Raw genomic sequence first — 1976 nt, 5'->3', positions numbered from 1 at the left:
GACGCCACGGTGATCCCCAACGGGCTCGACCTGGGCACGGTTCCCGGCCGGCGCGCCACGGCCTGGCGCCCGGGTCCCGGTGCGGACAGCCGGCCCCGGCTGGCCTTCGTCGGGCGGCTGGACGAGCCCCGCAAGGGCCTGGACGTGCTGGTCGCCGCCTGGCCCGGCATCCGCGCCCGCTGGCCCGACGCGCAGGTGGTGGTGGCCGGCGCGGGCACCCGGCGCCTGCCGGCAGGGTGGACGTCGCTGGGCCGGGTCAGCGACGCCGCCCGCAGCGACCTGCTGGCCTGGTGCGACGTCTTCGTCGCCCCCCACCGTGAGCGGGAGAGCTTCGGCCTGGTGCTGCTGGAGGCGCTGGCCGCCGGCGCGGAGGTGGTGGCCGCCGACCTGCCGGCCTTCGTCGACGTGCTCGGCGACGGCCCCGGGCGGCACGCCCACCTGTTCCGCAGCGGCGACCCGCACGACCTGGTGCGCGTCCTCGGCTCCGCCCTCGGTGGCGGGGAGAACGACGGCGGGGCGACCGACGGCCCAGTCGCCCCGCCGGCGCGTCGGGTGGCCGCGGTCCGGGCCCGCTACGACTGGTCGGTGGTCGGCCCGCAGGTGGTCGACGTCTACCGCTCGGTGCTGGCGTCCGGACCGTCCTGAACCGCTCCCGCCGGACCGCCCGCAGTGACGGGACCGGCGACTACCCTGGGCCGGTGGCCGCACCCGACGACCGGCCGGACCGCAGCATGGACCTGCTCAACCAGGTCCTCGCCGAGCCGATGGACCCCGACTACCGGCGCGTGTCCGCGCGCCCGGGCCCGGTGCCGCGCTCCCGCGTCCTGCTGCTGGTCGTCGCCATCGCCTGCGGGATGCTCTTCGCCGCCGGGTCGGTGCAGAGCACCCGCGGGGCGCCGGCCGCGGCCGTGGAGCGCCAGCAGCTGCTGGACCGGATCGCGGCGGAGGAGCAGCGCCACGACGAGCTGCACGCCCGGATCGAGCAGACCGCCGGCGAGGTGGGCGCGCTGCGCGACACCGCCCTCGGCGACGACGCCCAGGCCCGGACGCTGGAGCGGGAGATCGAGACCGCCGCCGAGCAGGCCTCGGCCCGTCCGGTGCGCGGACCGGGGGTGGTCGTGGTGGCCGACGACGCGCCCGGCTCGAGCGGACCGTCCGACGGCCGGCTGATCGACCTCGACCTGCAGCAGCTGGTCAACGGGATGTGGACGGCCGGGGCGGAGGCGATCGCCATCAACGGCCACCGGCTCAGCCCGCTCACCCCGATCCGCAATGCCGGGGACGCCATCACCGTCGACTACCGTTCGCTCAGCCCGCCCTACACCGTCGAGGTGGTCGGTGACCCGCGCACCCTGCCCGCCCGCTTCGCCGAGTCCACCGGCGGCCGCTGGTGGGACCATGTCCGCCAGAACTACGGGGTGAGCATGACCACGACGTCGTCGGACGAGCTGGAGCTGCCCGCCGACCCGACCCTGCGCGTCCGGCACGCCCGGGCCCGGAAGGAGTGAGCGCGCCGTGCTGGCCATCCTCGGTCTGATCCTCGGCATCGTGCTGGGTGTCGTGCTGGAGCCGACCCTGCCCGGCGCGCTGCAGCCGTACCTGCCGATCGCCATCGTGGCCGCCCTGGACGCGCTGTTCGGCGGCGCCCGGGCCTGGCTGGAGGGCACCTTCACCGACAAGGTGTTCGTGGTCTCCTTCGTCTCCAACGTCCTCATCGCCGCGGTGATCGTGTGGATCGGCGACCAGATCGGGGTCGGCTCGCAGCTGTCGACCGGCGTGGTGGTCGTCCTCGGCATCCGCATCTTCACCAACGCCGCCGCGATCCGCAGGCAGCTGTTCCATGCCTGAGCCCCGCGCCCGCCGGGCCGTCCCCGGCGTCTCCGACCCGATGGCCCGCCGCTCCAAGCGGCGGCGCGAGCGGCAGGCCGCCCGCGAGGGTGACCCGGACGCGACCGAGCAGCAGACCGGCCACGGCG

Annotated in this window: 3 protein-coding genes; all 3 read left to right on the top strand. The window is 76.1% G+C overall.

Features of this window, described 5'->3' with window-relative positions; all coding sequences use genetic code 11:
* Positions 1-645 (top strand): glycosyltransferase family 4 protein (locus DVA66_RS19820; RefSeq protein ID WP_157974168.1); only part of this gene is annotated, 645 nt, incomplete at its 5' end.
* 53 nt (positions 646-698) lie between these two features.
* Entirely contained in the window at positions 699-1508 is an 810-nt protein-coding gene (locus DVA66_RS19815) for a DUF881 domain-containing protein (RefSeq protein WP_114561514.1), read from the top strand.
* A 7-nt stretch (positions 1509-1515) separates the two neighbouring features.
* Complete coding sequence (locus DVA66_RS19810; RefSeq protein ID WP_114561513.1) at positions 1516-1848, top strand: small basic family protein; 333 nt, start codon at positions 1516-1518, stop codon at positions 1846-1848.
* The last annotated feature ends 128 nt before the right edge of the window (positions 1849-1976 follow it).

It is taken from the genome of Desertihabitans aurantiacus (assembly GCF_003344635.1).
GTDB classification, from domain to species: Bacteria; Actinomycetota; Actinomycetes; order Propionibacteriales; family Propionibacteriaceae; genus Desertihabitans; species Desertihabitans aurantiacus.
The sequence above is the reverse complement of the archived record's forward strand: the minus strand, read 5'-3'. Positions and strand labels throughout refer to the sequence as shown.